The sequence below is a fragment of the Cryptosporangium minutisporangium genome, from assembly GCF_039536245.1.
GTDB classification, from domain to species: Bacteria; Actinomycetota; Actinomycetes; order Mycobacteriales; family Cryptosporangiaceae; genus Cryptosporangium; species Cryptosporangium minutisporangium.
Genome location: NZ_BAAAYN010000005.1, coordinates 1 through 25,456, shown reverse-complemented (window position 1 = coordinate 25,456; position 25,456 = coordinate 1). Strand labels below are relative to the sequence as shown.

Annotated in this window: 26 protein-coding genes and 1 pseudogene; 17 read left to right on the top strand and 10 right to left on the bottom strand. The window is 69.5% G+C overall.

Annotated elements, in window-relative coordinates; genetic code table 11:
* Positions 1-47: 47 nt before the first annotated feature.
* Entirely contained in the window at positions 48-530 is a 483-nt protein-coding gene (locus ABEB28_RS04205) for a cation:proton antiporter regulatory subunit (RefSeq protein ID WP_345726618.1), read from the bottom strand.
* A gap of 48 nt (positions 531-578) precedes the next feature.
* On the bottom strand, positions 579-878 hold the full coding sequence (locus tag ABEB28_RS04200) for a hypothetical protein (protein ID WP_345726617.1): 300 nt from the start codon (positions 876-878) through the stop codon (positions 579-581).
* Between the two features lie 127 nt (positions 879-1,005).
* Between ABEB28_RS04200 and ABEB28_RS04195 the strand changes: the two genes are divergently transcribed.
* On the top strand, positions 1,006-1,509 hold the full coding sequence (locus tag ABEB28_RS04195; RefSeq protein ID WP_345726616.1) for a MarR family winged helix-turn-helix transcriptional regulator: 504 nt from the start codon (positions 1,006-1,008) through the stop codon (positions 1,507-1,509).
* Here the strand turns inward: ABEB28_RS04195 and ABEB28_RS04190 are convergent.
* The gene (locus tag ABEB28_RS04190; protein ID WP_345726721.1) at positions 1,463-1,801 is read right to left on the bottom strand and encodes an MFS transporter; all 339 of its coding nucleotides are present in this window, start codon (positions 1,799-1,801) and stop codon (positions 1,463-1,465) included. The genes ABEB28_RS04195 and ABEB28_RS04190 overlap by 47 nt on opposite strands.
* Before the next feature lie 11 nt (positions 1,802-1,812).
* Here ABEB28_RS04190 and ABEB28_RS04185 point away from each other — a divergent pair, with 11 nt between their 5' ends.
* From ABEB28_RS04185 to ABEB28_RS04155, 7 genes are all read left to right on the top strand, one after another.
* A complete protein-coding gene (locus ABEB28_RS04185; protein WP_345726720.1) occupies positions 1,813-2,151 on the top strand; it encodes a choice-of-anchor X domain-containing protein in 339 nt (112 codons plus the stop codon).
* A gap of 213 nt (positions 2,152-2,364) precedes the next feature.
* Positions 2,365-2,724, top strand: coding sequence for a hypothetical protein (locus ABEB28_RS04180; protein ID WP_345726615.1), 360 nt, complete (start codon positions 2,365-2,367; stop codon positions 2,722-2,724).
* Positions 2,725-2,822: 98 nt separating this feature from the next.
* Positions 2,823-3,485, top strand: coding sequence for a GntR family transcriptional regulator (locus ABEB28_RS04175; RefSeq protein WP_345726614.1), 663 nt, complete (start codon positions 2,823-2,825; stop codon positions 3,483-3,485).
* A gap of 141 nt (positions 3,486-3,626) precedes the next feature.
* Complete coding sequence (locus ABEB28_RS04170) at positions 3,627-4,985, top strand: MFS transporter (protein WP_345726613.1); 1,359 nt, start codon at positions 3,627-3,629, stop codon at positions 4,983-4,985.
* Positions 4,986-5,011: 26 nt separating this feature from the next.
* On the top strand, positions 5,012-5,863 hold the full coding sequence (locus ABEB28_RS04165) for a transketolase (RefSeq protein ID WP_345726612.1): 852 nt from the start codon (positions 5,012-5,014) through the stop codon (positions 5,861-5,863).
* Complete coding sequence (locus ABEB28_RS04160) at positions 5,860-6,849, top strand: transketolase family protein (protein ID WP_345726611.1); 990 nt, start codon at positions 5,860-5,862, stop codon at positions 6,847-6,849. The genes ABEB28_RS04165 and ABEB28_RS04160 overlap by 4 nt, the downstream gene beginning before the upstream one ends.
* Positions 6,846-7,607, top strand: a complete 762-nt coding sequence (locus tag ABEB28_RS04155) for an SDR family NAD(P)-dependent oxidoreductase (RefSeq protein WP_345726610.1) — start codon at positions 6,846-6,848, stop codon at positions 7,605-7,607. Before ABEB28_RS04160 ends, ABEB28_RS04155 begins: the two co-directional genes overlap by 4 nt.
* Positions 7,608-7,810: 203 nt before the next feature.
* On the opposite strand, the gene ABEB28_RS04150 is transcribed toward ABEB28_RS04155, so the two are convergent.
* Positions 7,811-8,815, bottom strand: coding sequence for an NADP-dependent oxidoreductase (locus tag ABEB28_RS04150; RefSeq protein ID WP_345726609.1), 1,005 nt, complete (start codon positions 8,813-8,815; stop codon positions 7,811-7,813).
* A 36-nt stretch (positions 8,816-8,851) separates the two neighbouring features.
* Positions 8,852-9,538: an SDR family oxidoreductase gene (locus tag ABEB28_RS04145; RefSeq protein WP_345726608.1), complete on the bottom strand. Its 687-nt coding sequence runs from the start codon at positions 9,536-9,538 to the stop codon at positions 8,852-8,854.
* Between the two features lie 88 nt (positions 9,539-9,626).
* Between ABEB28_RS04145 and ABEB28_RS04140 the strand changes: the two are divergent.
* Positions 9,627-10,196: pseudogene (locus ABEB28_RS04140) on the top strand (TetR/AcrR family transcriptional regulator); the annotation flags it as partial.
* A gap of 21 nt (positions 10,197-10,217) precedes the next feature.
* On the opposite strand, the gene ABEB28_RS43015 reads toward ABEB28_RS04140, so the two are convergent.
* The gene (locus tag ABEB28_RS43015) at positions 10,218-10,760 is read right to left on the bottom strand and encodes a transposase (RefSeq protein ID WP_376980614.1); all 543 of its coding nucleotides are present in this window, start codon (positions 10,758-10,760) and stop codon (positions 10,218-10,220) included.
* 209 nt (positions 10,761-10,969) lie between these two features.
* On the opposite strand from ABEB28_RS43015, the gene ABEB28_RS04130 reads away from it, so the two are divergent.
* The 4 genes from ABEB28_RS04130 (at position 10,970) to ABEB28_RS04115 (ending at position 16,493) form a co-directional block, all read left to right on the top strand.
* Positions 10,970-11,869 carry an ABC transporter ATP-binding protein gene (locus ABEB28_RS04130; protein WP_345726607.1) on the top strand — a complete coding sequence of 300 codons (900 nt, stop codon included), beginning with the start codon at positions 10,970-10,972 and terminating at the stop codon, positions 11,867-11,869.
* Positions 11,866-12,690, top strand: a complete 825-nt coding sequence (locus tag ABEB28_RS04125; RefSeq protein ID WP_345726606.1) for an ABC transporter permease — start codon at positions 11,866-11,868, stop codon at positions 12,688-12,690. Before ABEB28_RS04130 ends, ABEB28_RS04125 begins: the two co-directional genes overlap by 4 nt.
* A gap of 428 nt (positions 12,691-13,118) precedes the next feature.
* Entirely contained in the window at positions 13,119-15,425 is a 2,307-nt protein-coding gene (locus ABEB28_RS04120) for a hypothetical protein (protein ID WP_345726605.1), read from the top strand.
* Positions 15,426-15,827: 402 nt separating this feature from the next.
* Positions 15,828-16,493 (top strand): response regulator, encoded by a 666-nt coding sequence (locus ABEB28_RS04115; protein ID WP_345726604.1) that lies wholly within the window; start codon positions 15,828-15,830, stop codon positions 16,491-16,493.
* Positions 16,494-16,599: 106 nt separating this feature from the next.
* Here ABEB28_RS04115 and ABEB28_RS04110 read toward each other — a convergent pair whose 3' ends face one another.
* Positions 16,600-17,805, bottom strand: a complete 1,206-nt coding sequence (locus ABEB28_RS04110) for a monooxygenase (RefSeq protein ID WP_345726603.1) — start codon at positions 17,803-17,805, stop codon at positions 16,600-16,602.
* Positions 17,806-17,995: 190 nt separating this feature from the next.
* Between ABEB28_RS04110 and ABEB28_RS04105 the strand changes: the two genes are divergently transcribed.
* The gene (locus ABEB28_RS04105) at positions 17,996-20,143 is read left to right on the top strand and encodes an MMPL family transporter (protein ID WP_345726602.1); all 2,148 of its coding nucleotides are present in this window, start codon (positions 17,996-17,998) and stop codon (positions 20,141-20,143) included.
* Positions 20,144-20,266: 123 nt separating this feature from the next.
* Here ABEB28_RS04105 and ABEB28_RS04100 read toward each other — a convergent pair whose 3' ends face one another.
* From ABEB28_RS04100 to ABEB28_RS04090, 3 genes are all read right to left on the bottom strand, one after another.
* Positions 20,267-21,718 (bottom strand): HAMP domain-containing sensor histidine kinase, encoded by a 1,452-nt coding sequence (locus tag ABEB28_RS04100; protein WP_345726601.1) that lies wholly within the window; start codon positions 21,716-21,718, stop codon positions 20,267-20,269.
* On the bottom strand, positions 21,715-22,407 hold the full coding sequence (locus tag ABEB28_RS04095; RefSeq protein WP_345726600.1) for a response regulator transcription factor: 693 nt from the start codon (positions 22,405-22,407) through the stop codon (positions 21,715-21,717). Before ABEB28_RS04095 ends, ABEB28_RS04100 begins: the two co-directional genes overlap by 4 nt.
* Before the next feature lie 375 nt (positions 22,408-22,782).
* Positions 22,783-23,421 (bottom strand): hypothetical protein, encoded by a 639-nt coding sequence (locus tag ABEB28_RS04090; protein WP_345726599.1) that lies wholly within the window; start codon positions 23,419-23,421, stop codon positions 22,783-22,785.
* A 312-nt stretch (positions 23,422-23,733) separates the two neighbouring features.
* Here ABEB28_RS04090 and ABEB28_RS04085 point away from each other — a divergent pair, with 312 nt between their 5' ends.
* The 3 genes from ABEB28_RS04085 to ABEB28_RS04075 all read left to right on the top strand — a co-directional run bounded on the left by ABEB28_RS04085 (position 23,734) and on the right by ABEB28_RS04075 (position 25,402).
* Entirely contained in the window at positions 23,734-24,567 is an 834-nt protein-coding gene (locus tag ABEB28_RS04085) for a hypothetical protein (protein ID WP_345726598.1), read from the top strand.
* A 96-nt stretch (positions 24,568-24,663) separates the two neighbouring features.
* Positions 24,664-25,035, top strand: a complete 372-nt coding sequence (locus ABEB28_RS04080; RefSeq protein WP_345726597.1) for a hypothetical protein — start codon at positions 24,664-24,666, stop codon at positions 25,033-25,035.
* A gap of 154 nt (positions 25,036-25,189) precedes the next feature.
* Positions 25,190-25,402, top strand: coding sequence for a nitrilase-related carbon-nitrogen hydrolase (locus tag ABEB28_RS04075; protein ID WP_345726596.1), 213 nt, complete (start codon positions 25,190-25,192; stop codon positions 25,400-25,402).
* Positions 25,403-25,456: the final 54 nt, after the last annotated feature.

Sequence of the window (25,456 nt, the reverse complement as noted above, 5' to 3'; positions counted from 1 at the left end):
TGCCGTATCCGGCCCCGCGACGGAACAACCACCCTGAGGCTCACTGCTCAGCCGGTGATGAGCAACTCACGGATGCCCGCTATGCCTGGATCATCGCCCACCACCACTACCGAATCACCGTGCTGGAGTACGAAGTCCGGTGCGGGCCCCATCACCGTCTGTCCGTCCCGCAGCACCGCGACGATGGACGCGCCGGTACGGGTCCGCGCCCGGGTCTCGCCGAGTGCACGTCCAGCGCACGGCGAGCCGACCGGCAGTGGGATGCGCACGGCGTTCATCCCGTCCATCCCCGGCACCACGTTCGCGACCCGGTCGGCGACCAGGGGCAGACCCAGTAGCTCAGCAACCGTCCGTGCTTCTGCTTCCTCCAGGTCCAGCGCGTGCAGCACCTGCTCGGAGTCGTCGGACTCGTAGACGACGAGGGAACGATCACCGGATCCGTGCACGATCACCGCGGCGCGCTGCCCGCTGGCGGTGACGAAGGAGTAGGAAACTCCTATCGAGAGAAGAACTGTCCGCTCCAGATTCATGCCCCACCTCCGATGGGTGTCGCGGGACGTGCCGGTCGGGTCCTGCGGTCAAGCTGCCTCGTCCTGGGACGCCCGCGGGGCGCGAGCAGCGGCTGCGCGGGTGTTCGAGGCCGGGATGCGCTTCACCGGGGCCGGGCGCGGCTCAGAGGCATAGATCGTGTGCTGCCGTGCCCATTGCTCGAGCCGATAACTGCCGATCAAAACGCCGACCAGCAGTGCGCCGACGATGGCGGCGGTGAGGCCGCCGGTCGTGAGGAGCACGATGACGAATGCGGCCAGCAGGACGTAGATGCTGAACCAGGAGAGTGCCTGCAGGCGATCGGTTGACGTGGACGGACGTTTTCGCATCTTAGGTTCCTTCCGTGGGAGCCACGACTGTGGCTGTGCTAGTTTGGTCCGACGAACCAAACTATATCCTGCTGGTTGGTTTGATGCAACAAACCAATTGGCGAGGGTCGCTGTGGAGGGAACGATCGTGGTGGATTCGACCGAGGTGGCGGCCGCTGCCGCTCGAGTGCAGCAGGCAACGGCGCGACTGACCTGGTGGACCAGCCGAGGCGACGTGCGCCGCCGCCTGCTCGGCGCTGCGGGAAAGCTGTCGCCCAACGACGCATGGCTGGTCAGGACGATCGTCGCGGCGGGCACCGTGCGCGTCTCGGATGCCGCCCGCATGCAGGGCGTGGACAAGTCCACGATCTCGCCGCAGCTCCGGCGCCTGGAAGCGCACGGGCTGCTCACGAGAGAACCCGATCCCTCGGACGGCAGGGCGACCCTGCTGCGCGCCACCGACGAGGGCTGTCAATGGCAGCGTGAGTTCGATGCCGGCGGCGCAGCCGTTTTCGCTGACGTCCTGAGCGAATGGTCACCCGACGACGTAGCGACTCTCGCCACGCTGCTGACGCGGTTCACTGATCAGCTCACGCTCGACGGCGTCATGGAAACCCCCGGCTCGGGTGGCTCGCAGGATCCGAAAAGCTGAAACCTCGCCCTGATCTTCGAGGCTTGGCGCCCGTCGGCGATCGAGGCCGAGGACGCCGGGTTATTGGGTGGTGGTGACGGCCCAGGCGACCCGCGGGCTCATCGCGGCCGCCAGGCCGGCGAACTGTTGGCACTGCTCGACCACCGTGTCGTCCCCAGATCAGGATCAGGAGGAACAGCGTTCCGGCCGCCGCCGCGCTGATTCCCACCACGTCGGTGTAGTAGATCAGCAGGAAGAACGACGTTATCGAGAACGCCAGGTTGTTCGCCGCGTCACCTACGGCGTAGCCCAGGTCTCTATGCGCTGGCCGTCTGGCAGGCGCCGGGCGGGCGGCTTTTCCAAATCCCGATCACTGACGACGGCATCGGAGCCGATCAGCAGGCGGGCGACGGGGTGTACACCGGCTCGCTCGACCTAGTGCAAGCGGCGAACGAGCTGCGGGAGCTCGGGGAGGAGATCGCCGGCCTCTGGAAAGTGCTCGTCTTCGCGCAGGAGGTCAACCGGACCGCACCGGGAACACCTCCGGAAATTGCCGCCCAGACCATCGGCGGTCAGCTGGTGGTGAGTGCCGTGTCGATCACGTTCGATCCCACGCTCCCGTGCCCGGTGAATGCTCAGTCGACGACGGTCGTTGACGCCTGACCCTTGCTCGCTCCGCGTTCGACCGGGATCCCGGGAGATCGAGCCGCTTCTGACTACGGTCGTGCTGCTCGCAGAGCCTGCCGAGACGCGCGGCTTGCCGATGCGGATCGTGCTGACGCCCGGCCAGGGGACAACCCGCGGTTGCTGCCGCTGATCGATTCCCTTCGGGTCGCCCGGATCGGGCGGGGCCGGCCCCGCATACGTCCGGACCGGGTGATCGCCGACAAGGCCTCCTCACACGATCCGACCCGGGCCGCGATGCGGGTTCGGGCTGACCGTGGTCGTGCTCGACATCACTGTCCTCGGCTGCGTGTACAACGGGCAGCGCGGGCGCGTCATCGCCTCGAGTTCGACAAGAATTTCGACTACGTGGCGATCGCGGCGGCGATCGGCTGTATGGCGGTCAGGGTGAGCACCGTCGATGATTTCCGACGGGCGATCATCGACTCGCGATCCCGCGTCGGTGTCTCCGTGGTGGTGGCCGCTACCACTCCGGTAGATCGCTATCAGGACACCATTGCTTCGCTGCACTCCCACGACGTCTACGCGGTGCGGGAGCATCCCGAGAGCTGAGGACCGTTTGCCGTTCCGGCCCGCGCACGAATGGCGGAAGGCAACCCGAAGGGCTCTTCCTGACCGCGGGTAGTCTGTGATCAGTCGGAGGGAGCCCCGTGTCCGTCGAGCCGTTGCCGAACATCGATCGCAGCACGTTGCGGGAACGGTCTCTTCAGGCGCTGCGGTCGGCGATCACGTCGGGCGCGTACCGGCCGGGAGACCACCTCGGTGAGGTGGAGCTCGCGGGGCGTCTGGGTGTCAGCCGCGGCACCGTGCGAGAGGCGCTGCGCCACCTCCAGCAGGAAGGTCTAGTGACGGTCAGTCACCGGTCGATGTTGCGGGTGAATTCGCTCTCCGAGGACGAGATCCGCGGCCTGTTCCGGGTTCGGGCGGCTCTGGAGGGCCTCGCGGTCCGGGAGATCATCGCGCTACCGGACCGATCGGCGGCCGTAGCCGCGCTGGAGGTGGCGATCGAGGCGATCGCGGCGGCCGGGGACGATTTCTCGGCCCGTGTGGAGGCCGACCTCGGTTTCCACGTGCGGCTCTGTGAGCTGTCAGGGAACGCGATGCTCGTCGAGTCGTGGCGGCATCTGGAGGGTCGGATCCGGGTGACGATCATGAACCGTGATCCGGAGGATGCGCCGACGATGATGACGCCGGGTCGCCATGCCCTGATCGTCGAGGCGATCGAGCGGGGAGAGGCCGACGCGGCGGTCGCGGTCGTCGAGGAACACATGGCGGGTGCTGCCGAGCACTTCGCCGCGGCTCCCGCGCGCTGATTCGATCCAGGGGGAGATCCCCCAGGCCACCTGTTGACAGTCCGCGGATCTCGGGTCACCGTGTTGGGACTGTCGACTGTTAACAGTCAACAGTCAGCACCGCCACCGTCTCTATCACGACGACGATCCGCGGAGATCCTCATGTCCGGACTGCACACCCCCCGTGCCGCGGTGCACGGCACGCCCGCGCGACGCCGAGTCGCGATCGGGTCCTCGGTCGGCGCGACGATCGAGACATACGACTTCATCGGCTTCGGCACCGCCGCAGCGCTCTACTTCAACGAGGTCTTCTTCCCCTCGTCCGACCCCCTGTCCGGCACGCTGCTGTCGTTCGCGACCCTCGGGATCGGATTCGCGGTCCGGCCGCTCGGTGGTCTCGTGGGTGGCTACCTCGGGGACCGCATCGGCCGCAAGCCGGTGCTCGTAGGCTCGCTCCTGCTGATGGGGGTCGCCACTGTCCTGATCGGCCTCTTACCCACCTATCAGCAGATCGGCGTCTGGGCCGCAGTACTGCTGGTCGCGGTCCGGGTCGTACAAGGCCTGGCGTTCGGCGCCGAGTGGGGTGGCGCGATCCTGATGACCTTCGAGCACGCGCCGTGGCGTAAACGTGGCCTCTACACCGGCATCACCCAGGCCGGGTTCCCGCTCGGACTGCTCCTGGCCAACACCGCGTTCCTGGTCAGCGTCCCCCTCGGTAACCAATGGGCGTGGCGGGTGCCGTTCCTGCTCAGCGCGGTGCTGATCGTCGTCGGCATCGTCATCCGGCTGAAGGTCGAGGAGTCGCCGGAGTTCGAGGAGCTGAAGGCCGAGGGCGACGTCTCGCACAATCCGCTGCTCGAGGTGCTGCGCACCGGGTGGCGCGAGATCGTCCGCGCGTTCTGCCTGCGGGTCACCGAGACCGCCGGCTACGCGATCTCGGTGACGTTCGTCCTGTCGTACCTGGCGAGTGAGGAACTCGCGGATCGGTCGCTGACGCTGTTCTCGCTGATGCTCGCCGCCGGGATCGGCATTTTCGCGACGACGGCGTGGGGCGCTCTGACCGACCGGGTCGGGCGTCGTCCGGTGTACCTGTTCGGGACCGCGATCACCGTGGCATGGGGCGTGCCGCTGTTCCTGATGCTCAACACCGGTGCGGCGTTCGCGATCGTGCTGGCCTTCGTCATCAGCTACGCGATCTGCCAGAACTGCCTGGCCGGCGTGCAGGGTGCCTGGTTCTCCGAGCTGTTCGCCGCCCGCACCCGCACGACCGGTGCGTCGCTGGCGTACCAGCTCTCCGCGGTCGTCTCCGGGTTCACGCCGTTGATCGCCACCGCGTTGTTCGCCGGGGTCGGCTGGATCGGCCCGGCGCTGCTGTTCACCGGGTACGGCGTCCTGGGCCTGATCGCCGCCCTGCTGACGCCGGAGACCTGGGGCGCGGCCAAGCGCGCCGAGATCGCGGCTCTGGAGCAGGCGGCGGCCGCACCGGACTTCGTGCGGCCGAACTCCGTGACCAGCGCATGAGCCTTGCCGACCCAGGAGAAACCGCCATGACGACAACGATCATCGAGACGAAGGCGACTCGGATCGCCCAGGCCGCGACCCGCATCCGCCGCAGCGCTCTGCTGATGGGGGAGGTGCAGGGCCAGGGCTACATCGGCCAAGCCCTCGGCGTCGCCGACGTCCTCGCGGTCTTCTACGCCCGCGACGACGGCGAGCTGCGGCTGCGCCCGGACGACCCGGGCTGGGACGGCCGCGACAGGTTCCTGCTCTCGATCGGCCACTACGCGATCGCGCTGTACGCCGCACTCGCCGAGGCGGGCACGATCCCGCTCGAGGAGCTGGAAACCTACGGGGCGGACGAGTCCCGGTTGCCGATGTCGGGTATGGCCTCCTACACGCCCGGCATGGAGATCTCCGGGGGCTCACTCGGCCACGGGCTCGGCGTCGCCTGCGGAATGGGCCTGGGCCTCCGGCACCGCGGGAACCCCGCGCGGGTCTTCAACCTGCTCTCCGACGGAGAGCTCGACGAGGGCTCTACCTGGGAGGCCGCTCTGGCCTGCGCCCACCACCGCCTGTCCAACGTCACCGCGATCGTCGACGTCAACGGCCTGCAGGCCGATGGCCCGACCACAGGCGTGCTGCGCACCGAACCGGTGACCGCCAAGTGGGAAGCGTTCGGTTGGCACGCGGTCCGGGTCGACGGCAACGACGTTCCGGCGCTGCTCGCCGGGGTGGACGAGATCCGGTCCCACCTCGACGGGCCGTCGGTGCTGATCTGCGACACCCGCATCGGCCGCGGTGTGCCGTTCCTGGAGACCCGCGAGAAGGCGCATTTCATGCCGGTCGCCGAACACGAATGGCAGGCCGCCCGCCACGCCCTGGAAGGAGACCGATCATGAGCGCACCGGTCAAGCGGCTGACCACGTCGGCGATGATCGCCTCGTTCGCCGACGCGGACCAGCGCACGAATTCCGTCCCGTTCGGTCACGCGCTCGCCCGGCTCGCCGACGAGCGTCCGGAGATCGTCGGACTCTCCGCCGACCTGGCCAAATACACCGACATGCACGTCTTCCGCGACGCCCACCCCGAGCGGTTCTTCCAGATGGGCATGGCCGAGCAGGCGATGCTCGGGGCCGCCGCCGGACTCGCCGAGGTCGGACTGGTCCCGTTCGCGTCCACCTACTCGGTGTTCGCCACCCGCCGGGCCTACGACTTCCTCTGCCTGGACATCGCCGAACCGAACCTCAACGTCAACGTCGTCGGCGCGCTACCCGGCCTGACCACCGGCTACGGCCCCAGCCACCAGGCCACCGAGGATCTGGCGATCCTCCGAGCTTGCCCGAACCTGACGATCGTCGACCCCTGCGATTCGGTCGACATCGAGCAGGCGGTCCCAGCGCTCGCCGACCACCCCGGGCCCACGTACCTGCGCCTCCTGCGCGGCAAGGTGCCCACGGTCCTCGACGAGTACGACTACCGCTTCGAGCTCGGCCGCGCCGCTTCGCTGCGCGGCGGCAACGACGTCGTCTTCATCTCCACCGGGCTGATGACGATGCGCGCGCTGCAGGCCGCGGAGCGTCTGCAGAAAGACCATGTCGACGTCGCGGTCCTGCACGTCCCGACGATCAAACCACTCGATACGGACGCCATCCTGAACGCGGTACGCGGTGACCGGCTCGTCGTCACCTGCGAGAACCACACCCGGATCGGTGGCCTGTCCGAGGCCGTCGCGGCCACCGTCGCCTACGCCGGAATCGCCACCCGGATCGTGCCCGCCGCACTGCCCGACGAGTTCCTCGCCGCCGGCGCCCTCCCCACCCTGCACGACCGCTACGGCCTGTCCACCGACGCGCTCTGCGCTCGGGTGAAGAAGGAGTTGTCATGACGGTCCGCGACTACACCGCCGTCGTCACCGGTGCCGCCTCGCGCCGGGGCATCGGCCGGGCCACCGCCCAAGCCCTTGCGTCGGCCGGCTGGAACGTCGCGATCCTCGATCTCGACGAGGCTGCCGCGAAAGCCACCGCCGACGAGATCGCCGTCGAGAGCGGCGCACAGACCTGCGGGCTCTCGTGTGACGTCACCGACGAGGACGCGGTCGCCGCGGCGGTCGACGCGCTGGTCGCCGGCGCACCACCGGTCGGGGCGCTGATCAACAACGCAGGCGTCACCTCGCCGACCCGATTCCTGGACGTCGAGGGCGCGGAGTGGGATCGCATCTTCGCGGTCAACGTCCGAGGCGCTTTCAACATCACCAGGCGCCTCGCGCCCGGGATGGTCGAGCGGGGTTACGGCCGCATCGTCTTCCTGTCGTCGGTGTCGGCCGAACGCGGCGGGGGAGTGTTCGGGGGTGTCGCCTACTCCGCGGCCAAAGCGGCCCAGCTCGGCTTCGCGCGGGCTCTGGCCCGCGAACTCGGCCCGAACGGTGTCACGGTCAACTGCGTGGCGCCCGGTCTGATCGACACCGACATCACCGGCGGAGCCCTGGAGGGCGACCGCAAGGACGCTCTGATCGCCGGTATCCCGGTCGGGCGCAACGGCCGGGTCGCCGACGTCGCGGACCTGATCACCTACCTCTGCCGCGAAGAATCCGGCTACATCACGGGTGCCACGTACGACGTCAACGGCGGCTCCCACATCCACTAGCGGGCGCACTCCTCTAGCCGAGGGCGGTCAGGGCTTCGTGCGTCTCCAGGTCGTCGAACGCCGCCGCGTAGCGCTCGACCAGGAGCTACGCGTCGACGAGGTCGAGGCCGACCTGTGGGTCCGCCCAGCGAGAAACCGAACAGGTCCAACCTGTCGTTCCGGGTCGGGTTTCGGCCGGGAGGGTCCGCGGGGTCGCGACGTTCTCAGGACATGGCGATGACGACCTTGCCAGACTTCGCGCGGCCGTCCTCGGCATAGTCCAGGGCGTCCAGGGTCTGGTCGAAGGGGAACACGCGGTCGACGACCGGACGGATCCTTCCGGCGTCGACGAGGGCGGTGATCTCGCGGAGCTGTGCGCCGCTCGCCTTCATGAAGAGGAAGGAGTACGTCGCGCCGCGGCGTTTGGCGTGGCGGCGTGTGGTCAGGCTCATCGCGTTCATGATCTGGCGGAGGACGAGGCCCGCGCCCAGGTCGCGGGCGAAGTCGGCGTCGGGTGGGCCGGCGATGCTGATGGCCTTGCCGTCCGGCTTGAGGATCCGGAGGGACTTCTCCAGGTTGTCGCCGCCGAGGGTGTCGAGGACGACGTCGTAGCCGGTGAGTTCCTGTTCGAAATCCTGGGTTCGGTAGTCGATGACGACGTCGGCGCCGAGTTCCTTGACGAGGGCGGCACTGGTGGCGCTCGCGGTGGTGGCGACATAGGCGCCCAGATGCTTGGCGAGCTGGACGGCGATGCTGCCGACGCCGCCGGAGCCGGAGTGGACCAGGACCTTCTGGCCGGGCTCGACCCGGGCCTTCTCGACCAGGGCCTGCCAGGCGGTGAGGGCGACCAAGGGGAGGGAGGCTGCCTCGGCCATGGTGAGGGAGGCGGGTTTGGGTGCCAGGTCGTCCTGGTGGACGGCGATCTGTTCGGCGAAGGTGCCGATGCGATCTTTATTGGGGCGGGAGTAGACCTCGTCACCGACGGCGAAGCGCGTAACCGAGGCCCCGGTGGCGGTCACGGTGCCGGCAAAATCGTTGCCCAAGGTGAGGGGAAGACGGTACGGGAGGATCCTCTTGAAGGCGCCGTCGCGGATCTTGAAGTCGAGCGGGTTGACGCTCGCGGCGTGGATGTGGACTACGACGTCGGCGGGGCCCGGCTGCGGGGTGGGGGTCTCTGCGGCGTGCACCACGGACCGGTCACCGTACCGCTCGATCAGGTAGCTCTTCATGGTCCTTCTGCTCCTACGGGAGAGGGCCGGGTGCGCTCAGGCCATGCTCGGCGCGGCGGACAGGGCCTGCTTGACCTGGCGGGTCAGCGCGTCGGCGAGGATCTCGGGCAGGCCGGACTCGATGCCGGACAGGGCTTGGGCGGCGACCTCGGCAGGATCGGACTTCATCTCGGCCGGAACGCCTTCGGCCATGTCGGTGTCCATGTAGCCGACGTACAGGCCGGAGACGGTGATCCCGTGCGGAGCGAGTTCCTCGCGGGTGGCGTCGGTCAGGGCCCAGGCGGCGGCCTTGGAGGCTGAGTACGAGCCGGCGGCGGCCGGGTGGGCCCAGGACAGGACGGAGAGGATGTTGAGGATGGCACCACCGCCGTTGGCGGCGATCACGGGGGCGAAAGCCCTAGTCGTGGCTAGCGGGCCGTAGAAGTTGGTTTCCATCTCGCGGCGGATGGCGTCGGTTGCGCCCGCGACCAGTGTGGCGCCGGTGAAGATGCCCGCGTTGTTGACCAGGATCGTCGCGTCGGAGGCGATCCGGGCGGCGGCGTGTATCGAGTGCTCGTCGGTGACGTCGAGAAGGAGGGGGACAACCCCCGGAAGATCGATCGTCTCGGGTCGGCGGGCAGCCGCGTAGACCTTGGCGCCGCGCTCGGTGAGTTGAGCGGCAAGGTGGCGGCCGAGGCCCCGGTTGCCTCCGGTGATCACGGCGGTGGCGTGGCTGAGGTCCATGTTCGGCTCCCGTTCGAATTTAGATGTCGTTCAAAATCTAATTGAAGACTAGGATAGATTTGATCCGACATCCATATGGAGGTGGCTGATGGGTCGCGTGTCACAGGCCCAGGCGCAGGAGAATCGCCGCCGGGTGGTGGAGACGGCCTCCCGGCTCTTCCGGGAGCAGGGGACGCACGTCAGCGTGGCCGACCTCATGAAGGCGGCCGGGCTGACCCACGGCGGCTTCTACAAGCAGTTCGCTTCGAAGGACGCGCTGGTCGACGAGGCCACCGCGCTCGCGTTGAAAGAGCTCGCCCGGCACCACGGTGAGGAACTGGAGCGGCACGGTGGGGAGCGGGCCGCGGCGCAGCGGGAACTGATCAACACGTATCTTTCGCCTGCCCACCGGGACGGCCGGGCGGACGGATGCCCGGTCGCGGCGCTGGTCACCGACATCGCGCGGGAGCCGGAGGGGCGCGAGGCCCGACGGGTCTACGCACGGGGGGTCCGGGACTTCGCCGCGCACCTCACCACCGGCGACGGGGAGGACGGCATCGCTCGGCTGAGCACCCTGGTCGGCGCGCTCGTTCTGGCGCGCGCGACCAGCGGTGACCCGCTCTCCCAGGAGATCCTCGACGCGGCCCGTGCGGCGCTGGGGACCACCACTGAACCGGGCCGTGCGGAAACGGAGGCCGGCTCAGGGGGCGCCGAGGTCCGGCGGGACCATCGCGGCGTGCGGCCCGGGTCCGATCCCGGCCAGCCCGAGCACACGTAGCCCCGCGCGTGAACCGGGTGCCGGGTTCTCGGTTCGTGTCGCCGAACTCGGCCGCTCTGGCACTGAAGTCCGCGCCGACGACACCGGTCGGCGTCCTGGAGCCGGCGAAGGCGTGCGAGGCCGTGGGCTCTCTGCCGGGCGTCCGCAACGTCGTCCACGGCGACGTCGAAGCCGGTAGTGCGCGCCGCGCATCCGGGCGTCGACTTCATCAGTTTGACCGGTAGTTCGGGCGTAACCGGCACGGTGATAGCCGCGGCGGCGGCGAGCCTGACGCTGAAGTGGCTGAGCGCGGTGGGTGGGCAGGCCGTGGTCGGCCTGGTCCCGGCGGATCCAGTTGCGCAACGCCTCCGGATGCACCCCGAGCTGTTCGGCGAGTCGCCTGATCACCGGCTTCGGGTCTGCCTCCCGATACAGCCGGACCGCACGGGCCCGCAGCTCATCGGGGCACTTCTTCGGTGCCGCCACAGATGCTTCGTTCCCGCGGTCATCTGACCACGCTCAGAACCCTCCGTAAAAGCGGGGGAAGCTCGGATCGACTGGAACACCCAGTCAGGGAACAGCACGGTCAGGGTGACCCCGAGCCCGACTCAGGGTTGGGCGGGGGGTCGGTTGGGGGCAGCGTGGGGGGTGACACCCGATGTGCCGACCGGTGTCGAGCGGCGAGGGTTGGAGCCATGATCGCCGTTGACTCACTGACCCGGAGGTACGCCGGCTTCACCGCCGTCGACAACGTCTCCTTCACCGCCCAGCCCGGCCGCGTGACCGGCTTCCTCGGTCCGAACGGCGCTGGCAAGTCCACCACCTTGCGCGTCATGGTCGGTCTCACCGCCCCGACGTCCGGCTCGGCCACCATCGACGGGGTCCGGTTCGCCGACCTCCCCAACCCCGGCCTCGAGGTCGGCGTCCTCCTCGACGCCTCCGCGCAGCACGCCGGCCGCACCGGCCGCGAGATCCTCACCATCGCCGCCGACACGATGGGGCTCCCGCGCACCCGCGTCGACGAGATGCTCGAACTCGTCAGTCTGACGCCGAACGAGGCCAAGCGCCGGGTCCGCAACTACTCACTCGGTATGCGCCAGCGACTCGGCATCGCCACAGCGCTGCTGGGCGACCCGCGCGTGCTGATCCTCGACGAGCCCGCCAACGGCCTCGACCCGGCCGGCATCCGCTGGATGCGCGACCTGCTGCGCGGTTATGCCAACAAGGGCGGCACCGTGCTGCTGTCGTCGCACCTCCTGCACGAGATCGAGGTCATCGCCGATGACCTGGTCGTGATCGGCAACGGCAAGATCGTCGCGTCCGGCACCAAGGAGGAATTGCTCGCGGCTGCCGGCACCCTCGCTCGCTCCACGTCGCCGCGCGATCTCGCGCACGCCCTCGAGCAGGCCGGGATGGCCAGCACGCTCGCCGGCGACGGTTCGGTGCGCACCGACGCAGATCCCGCCCAGGTGGGCGCGGTGGCTCTGGCCGCCGGCATCGCCCTCACCGAGCTCCGCTCTGCCGAAGGCGCGGGCCTCGAAGACATGTTCCTGTCGCTCACTGCCGACACTCAACGCGAAGGAGTTGCGGCGTGACCGCCACGACCGTCTCCCCCACGATCAGCACCGCCAAGACGGCGGCCGTCCAGGCTCGTCAGCCCGCCCGCGCCATACCGACAACACGCTTGATCAAGGTCGAGCTCCGCAAGATGTTCAACACTCGCTCGGGCTTCTGGATGCTGCTCAGCATCGGCGTCCTCTCGGTCGTGGCCACCGGCGCTGTCATCATCTTCGCGCCCGACGATGCGGTCACCTACGAGAACTTCGCGACCGCGATCGGCTTCCCGATGTCGGTGATCCTGCCGATGATCGCGATCCTCGGCGTCACCAGCGAATGGAGCCAGCGCAGCGGGCTCACGACCTTCACCCTCGTGCCGAGTCGAGGCCGGGTGATCGGGGCCAAGGCGATCGCGACCTTCCTGGTCGGCATCGTCTCGATGGCCGTCGCCTTCGCCGTCGGGGCCCTCGGCAACCTGGCGGGCTCCGCGCTCGCCGGCGTCGACACAGTTTGGGACATCTCGCTCTCGACCGCGCCACAGATCGTGCTCGGCAACCTCGTCGGTATGGCGATCGGGTTCACCCTCGGCGTCGTGCTGCGCAACTCCGCTGCGGCGATCGTCGGCTACTTCGTCGTGTCACTCGTGCTGCCGGGCATCCTCGCCCTGCTCGCCCAGGTGCGCGACTGGTTCTACGACCTGCAGCCGTGGATCGACTGGAACTACACCCAGGTCAACCTCTTCGGGGGCGCCACGAACACTGGCGAGGAGTGGGCCATGCTCGGCTCGACCACCGCGATCTGGATCGTGCTGCCGCTGACCATCGGGCTGCTGTTCCTGCGCCGCTCCGAAGTGAAGTGACCGGGCAGAAAAGCAAGTGAAATTGTCGCTGACCGGGCAAAGTTTCGAACGTTGTGCCCGGTCAGCAGCGATTGGAGCGACTTCGTGACCGCTCAGCGTGCGGCCCTGGCGAGCAGAACTGCCCTCGGTGTGGTCCGAGGCTTCCTGCTTCCACGCGAAGTGGGAGCGCAGGGTCTTGCCGGTCGACCGCGACCGACCACAAGTGCTCCGCACCGAGTTCAGCCGCCGGGCGACGATGGCGTAAGGCAGCGTTCTAGGCACCTACGCCGGTGGCCGCCGAATGCCTCACCGCCGTCCGACGGGAGACGGAGGCGCAGCGCGACGCCCGGCTGCGATGCCCCACCTTTCGCGAACGCGAAGCCTTGGCGGTTTTGCGAGGGCCGGCCTCCGCGCTTCTATCGGCTGGACGTGCGCGATAGGAAGAACGAATGAGGAACTCCGCCAAGCGGATCAGCACCCGGGTGCGGATCGCGGGGTTGACGGCCAAGGTGCGGCGGATCCGGGCCCGTGAGGGCACCGGCTCGGCAGCGGAGTCACCGGCGTTCGCCGAGCTGTGCGCAGCCCTCGCGGAGCCTGAGGTCAGGGCGCTCCTGCTGCGGGCGTTGGGTGATCTCGTCGCCGATCCCGGAGATCCGGGGGCGTTGCGTGACCGGATCTGGCGGGTGGCCTTGGACTACGGGGACGACGCGCTCTGGACGCTGCTGATGAGCCAGGGCGTGCCGGCGCCGGCGAAGTACGACCGCGGTGTTACGAGCAGGCTGGCGGTGGCCGATCCCAGCCTGGACCCGAACGACCCCCGCACGGTCGCGGACGCGCTGTCGATGGTGACCCACCGCTGCGCACCGGTCAGGGCGGTGGCGCGGGACTTCGTCGAGATCCACATGAGCCCGACGCTCGCGGAGAGACTCTGCGTCCAGGTCATGGAGGCGCCAGGCGATCTCCCCGCGGACGTCGCCGACTGGTGCATGGAAAAAGGTTTCGCCCCCGCCGACCCGTCCGCGGCCGCGATCTTCTACCTGCGGCTCGGCTGGCTGGACGCCTACTACGCGAAGGATCCGGACGGCGCGCTGCTCACCGCCGCCTACCGGGCGGCATCGCCTCTCGACAAGGCTCGGCTGCGCGCCGCGATGGCCGGGGCAGGCGACCTCGACCTGCTGAAGGTCCTAGCTGGCGCGCACGGGTCGCTGCGTGTCCTGGAGCCGACGGACCAGGCGTATCTGATCGAGCAACTGGCCGCGCGATCGGAAGAGGCCCGCCTCTGGCGTCACGCGGTGACCTGGCGCCTGACGGACGCCGTGCGCGCCGCCCAGAGGATCGCCGGCTGGCAGAGCCCGCCGGGCGACCGCGAGTTCCTCGCCGCGCTGGCCGCCGCGGATCCGGACGAGCTCACGGAGGCCATCCACGGGCTCCGGGCCACGGCCCCAGTCAGCGCGCTGTTCGGCCCCGCGGTGGCCGACGCCGACCATCTCACCAGGCGAGCGGCCACCGACGCCGGATACGACGCCACGCGAGTCTCGTTCAGTCCGGACGGACGGTCCGTGGTCGCGCGCTCGTCCAGGGAGAACCGCCTGGTCGAGGTCGGGCTCGACCGCGGGTTCGGCGACTCCACCAGCTGGACGCCGGGGCGCTGGCCAGCGCTGGGTGCCCGGCCGGAGGTCTTCCTGCACCTGGGCGGGGCCGTCGTCGTCCGGGCCGGCGGGGAACTGCTGCGGCTGTCCGGCGACGCCACCGAGACGCTGGCCGCCGGCCTCGGCACGGCGGTCCGGATCGCGCGCCACCCCCGGGGGTTCGTCGCCGACATCGGGGGCGGTCGCCTGCTGGTCGGGAGTGCCACGCCCGGCAGCACAGTGGAGGAGATGCGGCTGCCCGTGACCGCCGGGGCCCCCGACCGGCTCACGCTGATGGCCGCGGACGCCGATCTCGACGTGATAGCCGCCGATCTGGAGGGCGTGGCGGTGCTCGACGCGCACACCGGCGCGGTCCTCGCGCGCTGGGGGAAGCGGACGTTACCCGGCCGCTACGCGCTGCTCGGCCAGGATCGTCTCGTCAGCACTCACCGGATCGGCGACGTTCACCGCGTCACCAGTTGGGTGGGGGACGGCGAGACGGTCTCCGTCGCGCGGACCGCCGACCTCGGCAGCGAGCGGTACGACATCACCGCGGTGCGCTCTGCCGGCCAGATCGTCCACTTCGGTGCGAAGAGCGCCGTAGTACGGGACGCGGAGACCCTGGCGGCGGTGCCGGACAGGTTCTTGTGCTACCGCCCGTACGGAGGCGCGTGGTTCGACGATTCGCGACCACCGGCCTGGGGTGCCGACCCGACGCTCGGACAGTTCGAGTTCGATCCGCTCGACTCCACGCAGCGCCCGAGGTGGTCGAATCTTCTGGGCGAGTGGCCCTCGAGGGTGCCGTCGGGGGCGTCGTCCGCGGACTCGTTGCAGGCCGAGGCGTCCGGGCGGTTCGCCTGGGTGCGGTCGGGTTCGGCGCACCTGTTCAGTCCCGCGTGCAACCTCGCAGGCGACAAGGCCGGGCGGACGCTGACCGATTTCGGCCCGTCTGACCGTTTTCTCCTCCAGGACGCGCGCCGAACGCTCGTCACCGGCGCGCCGGGGGCAGCGGTCACCGTGATCGATCTCCTGCTCGCCTACCTGGAGTGGCGTCACGGCAACGAGACCGCCCTCGGGACGGCGATGCCCGTCACCGGGGAGGACGACATCGCGCTCGGCGGAGGCTGACCGTCGGCACTCCTGCGGTCACCCGGCGCCTCCGCCGCGGACTACGCGGCGCGACCTCCTGCGGACGGAGCAGCAGCGGCGGCGCCGCCGGAATCGTGCAGGTGGCGGCCTCGTCGATGATGACGAAGTCGAACAGCGCGGGAGTGGGCGGCAGCCTGCGGGCGGGGAACGCGGTCACCCCCCACGCGGGCAACACCGCCAGCAAGTCGCGAGCCCGCGCCCCCGGCCAACCGGCCTGAGCGCCGCTTTAACAGTCGTCTCAGGATCGCTCGGTACGAAGTAGGCATCGCCGGGCGACGCGGGTCTCGGCCTCGCCGGCATGGCCGAACGCGCCGCGCTTCACAGCGGCACGGTCAGCGCCGGCCCCTACCGGACGGCCGCGACCCTGAAAGGCAGCCACTCATGATCTCTGTGCTCGTGGCGGACGCCCACCCGCTGCAGCGCTTCGGTTTCCGCATGCTGCTGGAGAACACCCCCGACACCGAGATCGTCGGCGAGGCCGAGAACGGCGCCGAGGCCGTTCGGCGGATCGCCGAACTGCGTCCCGACGTGGTGCTGATGGACATCCGCATGCCGGGCGTCGACGGGATCGAGGCCACCCGGCGCATCGTCGCCACCGGTGGGCGTTCGCGGGTCCTGGTGCTGACGACGTTCGACTCGGATCGGTACGCGTTCGCCGCACTGCGGGCCGGGGCGAGCGGCTTCCTGCTCAAGGACATCCGCCCCGAGGAACTGCTCGCCGGCATCCGGGCCGTCGCCGCCGGGGACGCGGTGATCGCGCCGGCGCTGACTCGGCGGCTGCTCGACGCGTTCGCCGACCACCTCGACGATGACCTCTGCGGGCCCGTGCGGGAGGATCCCCGGCTGGAATTCCTGACCGACCGGGAGCGCGAGGTCCTCGTCGCCATCGGCCACGGCCTCACCAACGGCGAGATCGCGCAACGGTTCACGCTGTCGGAGTCGACGGTGAAGACCCACGTCGGGCGGGTCCTCGCCAAGGTCGGCGCCCGGGACCGGATCCAGGCCGTCATCCTCGCCTACAACCTGAGACTCACCCGGCCGGTTTAGCGCTTCATCTCGCGCGTCCGTCGAGGGCGCGACCGTACACGTGTGTGAGCTCAGAGGTGTTTTCGGCTCGTCGACCCCGCTGCGCTCACACACGTTCAACGCTTCCTCAGGACGTGCGGGGGGAGACCGTCATGATGCCCGTGCACATCTCGTCGCTGGTGCCGTCGCCCCACACCACGTAGCGCGGCGGCAGCTTCTTCAGCTGCGGCAGCTGTTTGCGCAGCCCCGCGTCGTGCGTACACGTGACCCGCAGCGTGTCCCCCGGACCGACCTCCACCGGCGACGGCAGCTTCATCAGCCGCTGGTTGTCGAAGTCGAACTGCGGCACGTCCAGCACGACCTTGGCCTTCGGCGTGCCCGGGTTGAGTTCGACCTTCAAGGCCCGCCCGAGCATGTGCATGTGGCCGAAACCGGCGAACAGCGTCATCGGCTCCTCCACCTCGTGGTCGCAGGTCTGGGTGTTACCGGGCTTCGGCGTGCCTCCGCTGCACTCCTCCACCTGACGGTCCGCCATTTCGCCGACGTCCGGCCCGAACCGCTTCGTCACGTCCGCGATCGAGGCCGCTCGATCACAGAGCGGACCCGACTCGTCGGCGGCGCAGGGCAGGTCGGTCGGCCCGTCGACCGACCACGTTTCGAGTTCCCGGGTCTGCGGCGTCCCGTCCGTCAGCCGCAGCCGCACCGCCGAGCGGTCCGACCCGCCCGGCTTGCCGTCGGTCGCGAGCAGGTTGTAGTGGATCTGGAGGACGAGCAGGCTGCCCGGCTCCAGCTTGTAGCCGGCGTCGTGGTCGAGCAGCGTCTCCGTGGCGCCCGGCGCCCAGGTGTCCACCCACGCCGCGTCCCCCTCTTCGACCTCGGCGCCGGCCACACCGGTTCCGCCGAAACACTGCCAGCCGAGACCAGGGGTCTTCGCGTCCTGCTTGCGCACCGCGGCGGCACCGCCCGGAGGCACCGCATACACGATGGCGTGGTGCGCGATGGCGACGTTCTCCGGCATGACTTGGGTCCCGGTCAGGAATTCCGCCTTGGTCAGGCCCGGATCGATCACCTGGCACCGGTACTCGTCCGTGCCGCCCTCCGGCGGCGTGGGCGTGTAGGCCTCGGCCATCTTCAGGTCCAGGAACCGCTCGCCGGCGCGTAGCGGCTGCGGTGGACCCGACGACCCGCCCGAGTGCGCGCTGTGCGGGCCGGCCGCTGGGGGCGACGCGCTGTTGTCGGCGTCCGACCCGCAGGCGGTGACGGCAGCGAACGCCGCCACCAGCGTCATGGTGGCCGCACCGAACTTCCACCGTGGACTGTCAGGTGTCCTCATAGCCCGAACGCTAGGACCGGTTCCGTCCGGTTTCGTCGTACCGCGGTCGTCATCCTCGGGAGGTGAGCGGTACCGCGGTACCACGCCTGGAGAGCCGTACCGCGCCCGAGCGCAGGATTAACGATCGTCTCAGATTCGCTCGGTACGAAGTGGCCTCGGACAAGCGATGCAACTCGTCAGGAGGCTTTTGATGTCAATCAACGAAGCGTTGCCCGGAGCAGCGCCGCCCGCTCGGTTGGCCGGCCGGTGGGTGCCGTGGCTGGTGATCGGCTTGTGGGTGGCGCTGTCGGTGGTCATGGTGCCGTTCAGCGGAAAGTTGAGCTCGGTCACCACCGACAAGGCCGTGGACACCCTGCCGGCCGGCGCCGAGTCCACCAAGGTGGCGGTGCTGGAGGACAGTCGCCCCGGCGGCGAGGACAACACGTTCGTCTTCGTGTATCACCGCGCCAGCGGGTTGACCGACGCCGACCGCGCGACGGTCGAGCGCCAGTACGACACCCTTGCCAAGCGGTACCCGCCGAAGACGGCGGCGGCCGGCGAGGACGACGACGGCCCACCGACGAGGGTGTCCAAGGACGGCAAGGCGATGATGTTCACCCTCGATCTGAGCACCACCTACGGCGCACCGGAGGCCATCGTCGGCCCGTTGCGTGACGCCGCGAAGGACCGCCCCGCCGGTCTGGAACTCAACGTGACCGGCCCGGCCGCGATCGACGGCGACATGGACGCCGTCTTCGACGGCATCGACCTGCAGGTATTGCTCACCACCATCATCGTCGTCACGGTCCTGCTCATCCTCACCTACCGCAGCCCGGTGTTGTGGTTCGTCCCGCTGGTGGCCGTGGGCGCGGCCGCGCTGACCGCGATGGCCACCGTCTACCTGCTCGTCAAGGGCTTCGGCATCGTGGTCAACGACCAGAACTCGGCGCTGCTGACGATCCTGGTGTTCGGCGTCGGCACGGACTACGCGCTGTTGCTGATCGCTCGATATCGGGAGAGTCTGCATCACCACGAGAACGTCCGGGTCGCGATGGTTCACGCGCTACGCGGCGCGGCGCCGGCCATCGTCGCGTCCGCGGCCACCGTGGTCGCCGGCCTGCTCTGCCTGCTCGTCGCGGACCTCAACAGCACCAGCGGTTTGGGCCCGATCGGTGCGGCCGGCATCCTGTGCGCGCTGGTGGCCATGCTGACGCTGTTCCCGGCGGTGCTCGTGGTGCTCGGCCGGCGGATCTTCTGGCCGGCCATCCCGCGGTTGAGCGCGGCGGTGGCGGAGAAGCCGGGCCTGTGGGGACGGCTCGGCACCGCCATCGGCCGCCGCCGATGGGTGGCGACGCTCGGCTCGCTCGGAATCCTCGGCGTGCTCGTCCTCGGGCTGTCGGGCAACACGGGTGCCCTGCGGGAACAGGACCAGTTCCTGAACGCCCCGGAGTCGGTCACCGGCTTCACCGTTCTGCGCCAGCACTTCCCGGAGCTCGGCGGTCAGCCGATGACGATCTACGCGCGGCCGGCATCCCAGGAGCGGGTGCTCGACGTCGTCAAGGGCACTCGCGGCGTGGCCATGGCCGCCCCGGGTCAGACCAGCGGCGGCTGGACCGAAATCTCGGTGTTCCCGAAGGACGCGCCGGACACCCCCGCCGAGTACGACACGATCAAGCGGGTCCGTACTGCCGTGCATGCGGTGGACGGGGCGGAAGCGATCGTCGGCGGGCCGAGTGCGGAGCACCTCGACACCGAGGTGACCACCAGCCGCGACGAGAAGCTGGTGATCCCGCTAGTGCTCGCCGTGGTCCTGATCATCCTCGGGCTGCTGCTGCGGGCGATCGTAGCCCCGCTGGTCCTGATGATCACCGTGATCATCTCGTTCGCCGCAGCCTTCGGCGGCAGTGTGTTCGTCTTCGACTCGATCCTCGGCTTCAAGGGGGTCGACTATTCGGTGCCGCTGCTGGCGTTCCTGTTCCTGGTGGCGCTCGGCGTCGACTACAACATCTTCCTGGCCAGCCGGGCCCGGGAAGAGACCGTGCGTCTCGGCACCAGGGAGGGCACGCTCAAAGCCCTTTCCGCCACCGGTGGCGTGATCACCTCGGCCGGCCTGGTCCTGGCGGCCACGTTCGCGGTCCTCGTTTCGCTTCCGCTGGTGATGCTGATCGAGGTCGGTTTCCTGGTCGCCTTCGGCGTGCTGCTCGACGCCCTGCTGGTGCGGTCGGTCCTGGTGCCCGCCCTCACCCTGCTGATCGGTCGGCGGATCTGGTGGCCGAGCCGGCTGTCCCGTCCAGCGGCTGAGCTGCCGGACGGTCAACGGTCGCTCGCCGACGACAAGGAGCCCGCGCTGCAACGGTGAGCGCGGCGGCACGGACGAGATCCGGGACGGGGACCCAGCCCGTCCCGGATCCTTCATGGGCCAGACGGTCGCCGCTCTGTGGTTCTGCGCCGCGGTGGTTCTGCGCCGCGCCGCCGGGGCGGGTCAGCGGGCCGCGGTGTCTTCCCCGGCGGTGAGCCGCGAGATCAGGGCGGGCGGAGCCGCGGCCGGAAGGTCGACCCGAAGCAGTGCTCCACCGCGTGCGGAGCGGCCGACGGTGGCCCGTCCGCCGTGGGCGTAGACCACCCGCTGCACGATCGACAGCCCCAGACCGGATCCCGGCAACGCCCGGGCGCTGTCGGCACGGTAGAACCGGTCGAACACCCGCGGTACGTCGGCGTCGTCGATGCCTGGCCCGGCGTCGTCGACCTCGAGCAGCGCCGACGTGCCCTCGGCACGGAGCCGGACCTGGACCGGCTGGTCCGCGGGGGACCACTTGGCGGCGTTGTCGATGAGGTTGAGCACCGCCCGCTGGAGCGCAGCGGGACGCCCGCTCACCCACACCGAGGTCACGTCGAGCGCGACCTCGATGTCGGGCACGCGGGACCGCGCCTGGGTCGTGGCGGCCAGCACCACGTCGGCGACGTCGAGCAGCTCGGCGCTCTCGTCGCTGACGTCACCGCGTGCCAGGTCGGTCAGCTCGGCGGCGAGGGTGCTCAACTCGGCCACCTGGGCGCCGAGATCGTTGAGCAGCCGGGTCCGGCTCTCCGCCGAGAGGGCAGTGTCGAGCGTGCCGCGCCGGTCGAGCCGGACCAGCAGCTCGATGTTGAGGCGCAGGCTGGTGAGCGGGGTCTTGAGCTCGTGGGCGGCGTCCTCGGCGAGTAACCGCTGGGCCCGCCGGGAGTCCCGGAGCGCGGCAAGCATGTCGTTGATCGCCTGGATCAGCCGCTGGATCTCCCCACCGCCCTCATCCGGGATGTCGGCGTCGAGATTCCGGGTGTGCGCGACACGGACCGCGGCGGCGGTCAGCCGGTCGATCGGTGCCAGCCCGGTCCGCGCCACGGTCCGCCCGACCAGGGCGCCGCCGACCACGCAGAGCAGCCCGATCACGAACATGCCGAACCCGAACTGGTTGATCGGGCTGTCGTCGGCCGCGCGGGCCACCTGGACCGCGCCGTCGCCCGCCCGCAACGTGTAGATGAGGTAGCCGTCCTCGTCGCTGTCGCTCGACTCCATCAGGTCGTTCGACGCACCCTGCGCAACCCGTCCGGCGCGCTTGCTGACCGGGGGCAGCGCGGGTTGGCCGGCCGGCGTCCGGGTCGAGCCGTCGGGCAGGATGACCCGCACCAGCCGACCGGATCCGGAATACGGCGGTAGTCGGAGCTGCGCCAGACCGGCGCGCTCCGCGTCCGTCGCCAGAACGCGGGAGTCGGCGCGTAGCTGATGCTCGGTGGCGTCTCGCAGCTGCCCGTCCATGAGCTCGCTGGCCACTTGGAAGGCCACGAACACGCTGACCGCGATGGCCGTCGCCGCGATCACCGTCATCCTGGTCCGCAGGGACCGCCGGCGCCACCACCGGGTCAGCCGGCGCGGTTCCCGGCGGGCGAGCCTGCTCACGGAGGAGTCTCCCGCATCGTGTATCCCAGCCCGCGCAGCGTGTAGATCAAACGCGGCTCACCCGCGGCCTCCATCTTGCGGCGCAGGTAGCTCACGTACACCTGCAGGTTGTTGGCGGTGGCGCTCATGTCGAAGCCCCAGATCGCCTCGAACAGCGCGTCGCGGGTCAAGACCCGAGTCGCGTTGCGCACGAGGACTTGCAGGAGGGAGAACTCGGTACGGGTCAGGTGCAGCGGCCGCCCGCCGCGCCACGCCTCGAACCGGTCGGGATCGATCCGGACGTCGGCGAACGACAGGATCTGCGGCTCCTCGTCGGTCGGCGTGCGCCGGCGCAGCAGGGCCCGCACTCGGGCCAGCAATTCCTCGGTGGCGAACGGCTTGGGCAGGTAGTCGTCTGCGCCCGCGTCCAGCCCCGCGACCCGGTCCGAGACCTGGTCACGGGCGGTCAGCATCAGCACCGGCAGATCCCGGCCCGCGGCCCGCAACCGCCGGCAGGTCTCCAACCCGCCGAGGCGGGGCATCATCACGTCGAGGATCACCAGATCCAGCGTCGCACCGTCGGCCCCACCGATCCCGTCGAGTACGGCGAGACCGTTGGCGACGGTGGTGGTGTCGTAACCCTCGACCTGGAGCACCCGCTCCAGCGACTCCCGGATGGCAGCCTCGTCATCCGCGATCATGATCCGCACGCGGCCCCCTCCAGTCGATGCTTTTGCCGCTCACTCTCCCTGATCAACCTGAAGCCAGTGTTAGAGCCGTCGCCGCTGTGGTGCCCGCGAGCCGTGCTCTTACGGATACCTGAGCGTGGCGCCGGCCCTTCGCGGGTCGTCGCCTAATCGAGGGAACAGACCAGCGCACCTACAGACGCCCATCAGCACCGGAGGATGGCCGCCGGGGCCGATTCCTTCCACCAGCAGGGTTCAGGAAGGGCTCGGCCTCGATCCGGCCGCCGCTCTCGACACAGGTGCGTTTCGCGAGCGCTTAGGAGCGGAGGCCTCTGAGGCCGTGCGGATGTCGCTGATCAGGATTTCGGGCTGGGGGCTGCTGCCCGTGCCGGTGCGTTGTTACTTGCGGACGGTGTTCGAGGTCGCTGACCAGGCCGTGCCTGACTCCGCGGCCACGGCCTTGTAGGTGTGGGAACCCTTGGTGTCCGCGACGCTGACCGTCGCCACACCGGCGGAGGTGGTCTTCGTTGACGTGAGGACCTTGTTGTCACGGTAGATGGTGACCGTTGCGGCACCGAGGCCTGCCGACCCGAACCGGGTGTACCGGCGCACCTGGGTGCTGAGTCTGGTCACCGGTTTACCGGTGACGGTCGATCGGACCACCTGCAGCGCGGTCGTGGTCCGGTACTTCGCGACGACCACGTTGGCCGAAAGCGACACCGTCGGGCAATCCGCGGAGTCCGGTTGGCAGAAGTGGTCCGATCCGGCCGCGCTGAACCGGTACGTGCCGGGAACCTCGGCCCCGTAGATGTCGGTCAGGCCCCCCGTCGGGTTGGTTGCGGCGGCGTCCCGGGAGAACCACAGCGTGTCGTCCGCTGACGCCCGCAGCACCCAGGACAGATATCCCGACAGCGCCGCAGCGGGGCAAGCGGCGACGGTCGCGGTCACCGTTGCCCCCACGTTGACCTTCGCGGGTACCCGCAACACGCACGATTCACCCCGCGCCACGGTGCCGGCGTCGGTCGCTACCGCAGCCACGAGCACAGCCGCCACCGCCGACGTAGCGATCAGGGCACGACGACTGTGGTTCCACATCAACGGTTGTCTCCGGCCCTTCAGTTCATGGCCCCACGGGGCGAGCCTGCCAGACCATCGGTCACCCGCGCTGTCGGTGAAGGAGAACCGGCGATTCCGACAGGGTGGCGGCCGCGGTCGTCGAAAGGACCGGCTGCCCCGACCGGCCCACCAGCCTTGTACGGGCCGATCGACGCTGGTCAGACAGGTTGCGGGTAAGGTGCAACTCCCCGCTCGCGCTTCCGTCGCGGATCACCGCATTCCATACTCCGTCGGGTGACGATCGACCCGGTGACCCGCCGCAGCCGACCAGTCGCGCTACTCTTCGGCGCCCTGGCCGCCGCCAGTGTTGCCGCTCTCCAACTCGTGTCGATCGAGCACCTACGGGAGTTACCCGGCTGGCTCATCGCCGCGCCGATCGGCTTCTGCGTCCTTCTGGTCATCGCCTACGTCGCCGTGTTCTGGTCCGCGCACCGTCGGCCGCCAACCTACTTCCAGGTCAGCCGACGCCGCGGCAAGCCGACGTTCGCGGCGCCGAACACCCCACTGCTCCGCGGACTGGTGATCGTCCTGGCCGCCCCGAGCATCGCGGCGGTAGCGACGTCCCGCCTCTACGCCGAACTGTTCGCCAACGCCACTCTCATCCTGGTCCGCACAGTGGTCGTGCTCTTCACGGTTGGCTGCGTCGCAGCCCACATCTGGACGCTCTACCGATTAGCGCCGCTCCGCCTCACGTCCGACGCCGTCGTCCTCACGCTCCGACGCACCATTCCTTGGGACGCCCTCGCACCCGACGGCCCTAGCACCACATCGATCCAGGGTGACACCCTCTGGCTCCTCGTCCGCCACGCCACCCCAGGCGGCCGCCCCTACACCGGACCGGCTCTGGCCGGGCATTCGATGCCGCCCTACGAGTGGTACCCGCTCGACCTACGCGGCATCTACATCGACCAGGTGTTCCTCGCAGCCGCCCTGCGCCACTACCGCGAACACCCCGACGCCCGCCCGACAATCGGAACACCAGCCGGCCACCAGCACCTACTCACCGCACTCTCCAGCCGGCCAGCGGCAGCCGGCTCGGCTTCCCTCGCCGCGCACAGCGCGTCGTAATGGGTCAGCTGCGGCAGGGTGCGCTGCAAGCAGGTGCCCTGGCGGCGGCACGAGAAGACGTCGCATCAGGTGGCGCCTTGGCATACCTTCACGGGCATGGCCGACGACCGTTCCATCTGGCCGTTGGACAAAGCTTCGACCTTGAGGCTCGGCCGGCGTTTGGCGGCCGAGGTTCCGAGCTCGGGCACCGCCCGGCGGGCGTTTGTCAGCATCACCCCCAGCAAGGCCCCGGTTGACGAATACGCCCGCCGTGAGGGGTGGGTCCACAGCGATCACGGACGTAGTTTTCGCGTTGAGCACTGGGAGTACGACGCCGATCGGATCGACGGATTCGACTACGACGTGGGTGCCATGCTCATGAGAAGCGCGCTGGCGGTGGACGAGTCGCAGTTGCTCGCGGTGCTCCGACTCTGGCGGCTTAGCCCCGGGCAGTTCCGATACGCGTGGGAAACCGACGACCCCCGGTAGCGGATCAAAGCTTGCCGTCAGCGCGTGTCAGCCCTCCGAGACCGATCCGCGCAGCTGCATAGGACGTTCGTGTGGTTGCCGCGCGCGGTCCCGCCGGGGGCTAATGGAGGCCATGCGGGAAGGCGCGTGTCAGACGGCGGAGATCCTCGGTGACGTGGACGCAGCGGTGCGCGTCGTTCACGAGGAGTCGCTGTTCACCGCGGGCGATGCCTTTCCTACGTTCGTGTGCCGCGGGGTGAGGTTCGGGATCAACATCTGCTCCGACACCCAGGTCTCGGCGGCAGCTGCAGCGATCGCCCGAGCCGGCGCGCGACTGCTGCTGGTCCCGGCGCAGAACATGATGCGTCGGGAAACGGTTTTCTACTAGCAGGAGCGGCACAACAAGGTCCGACGCGAACGCGGGTCTTGCCCCTTGATCCTG

Bases quoted from the DNA above. Each gene is read 5' to 3' on its own strand.
- ABEB28_RS04205 (WP_345726618.1), bottom strand. From the start codon at position 530: ATGAATCTGGAGCGGACAGTTCTTCTCTCGATAGGAGTTTCCTACTCC.
- ABEB28_RS04200 (WP_345726617.1), bottom strand. From the start codon at position 878: ATGCGAAAACGTCCGTCCACGTCAACCGATCGCCTGCAGGCACTCTCC.
- ABEB28_RS04170 (WP_345726613.1), top strand. From the start codon at position 3,627: ATGTCCGGACTGCACACCCCCCGTGCCGCGGTGCACGGCACGCCCGCG.
- ABEB28_RS04165 (WP_345726612.1), top strand. From the start codon at position 5,012: ATGACGACAACGATCATCGAGACGAAGGCGACTCGGATCGCCCAGGCC.
- ABEB28_RS04160 (WP_345726611.1), top strand. From the start codon at position 5,860: ATGAGCGCACCGGTCAAGCGGCTGACCACGTCGGCGATGATCGCCTCG.
- ABEB28_RS04155 (WP_345726610.1), top strand. From the start codon at position 6,846: ATGACGGTCCGCGACTACACCGCCGTCGTCACCGGTGCCGCCTCGCGC.
- ABEB28_RS04150 (WP_345726609.1), bottom strand. From the start codon at position 8,815: ATGAAGAGCTACCTGATCGAGCGGTACGGTGACCGGTCCGTGGTGCAC.
- ABEB28_RS04145 (WP_345726608.1), bottom strand. From the start codon at position 9,538: ATGGACCTCAGCCACGCCACCGCCGTGATCACCGGAGGCAACCGGGGC.
- ABEB28_RS04130 (WP_345726607.1), top strand. From the start codon at position 10,970: ATGATCGCCGTTGACTCACTGACCCGGAGGTACGCCGGCTTCACCGCC.
- ABEB28_RS04120 (WP_345726605.1), top strand. From the start codon at position 13,119: ATGAGGAACTCCGCCAAGCGGATCAGCACCCGGGTGCGGATCGCGGGG.
- ABEB28_RS04115 (WP_345726604.1), top strand. From the start codon at position 15,828: ATGATCTCTGTGCTCGTGGCGGACGCCCACCCGCTGCAGCGCTTCGGT.
- ABEB28_RS04110 (WP_345726603.1), bottom strand. From the start codon at position 17,805: ATGAGGACACCTGACAGTCCACGGTGGAAGTTCGGTGCGGCCACCATG.
- ABEB28_RS04105 (WP_345726602.1), top strand. From the start codon at position 17,996: ATGTCAATCAACGAAGCGTTGCCCGGAGCAGCGCCGCCCGCTCGGTTG.
- ABEB28_RS04080 (WP_345726597.1), top strand. From the start codon at position 24,664: ATGGCCGACGACCGTTCCATCTGGCCGTTGGACAAAGCTTCGACCTTG.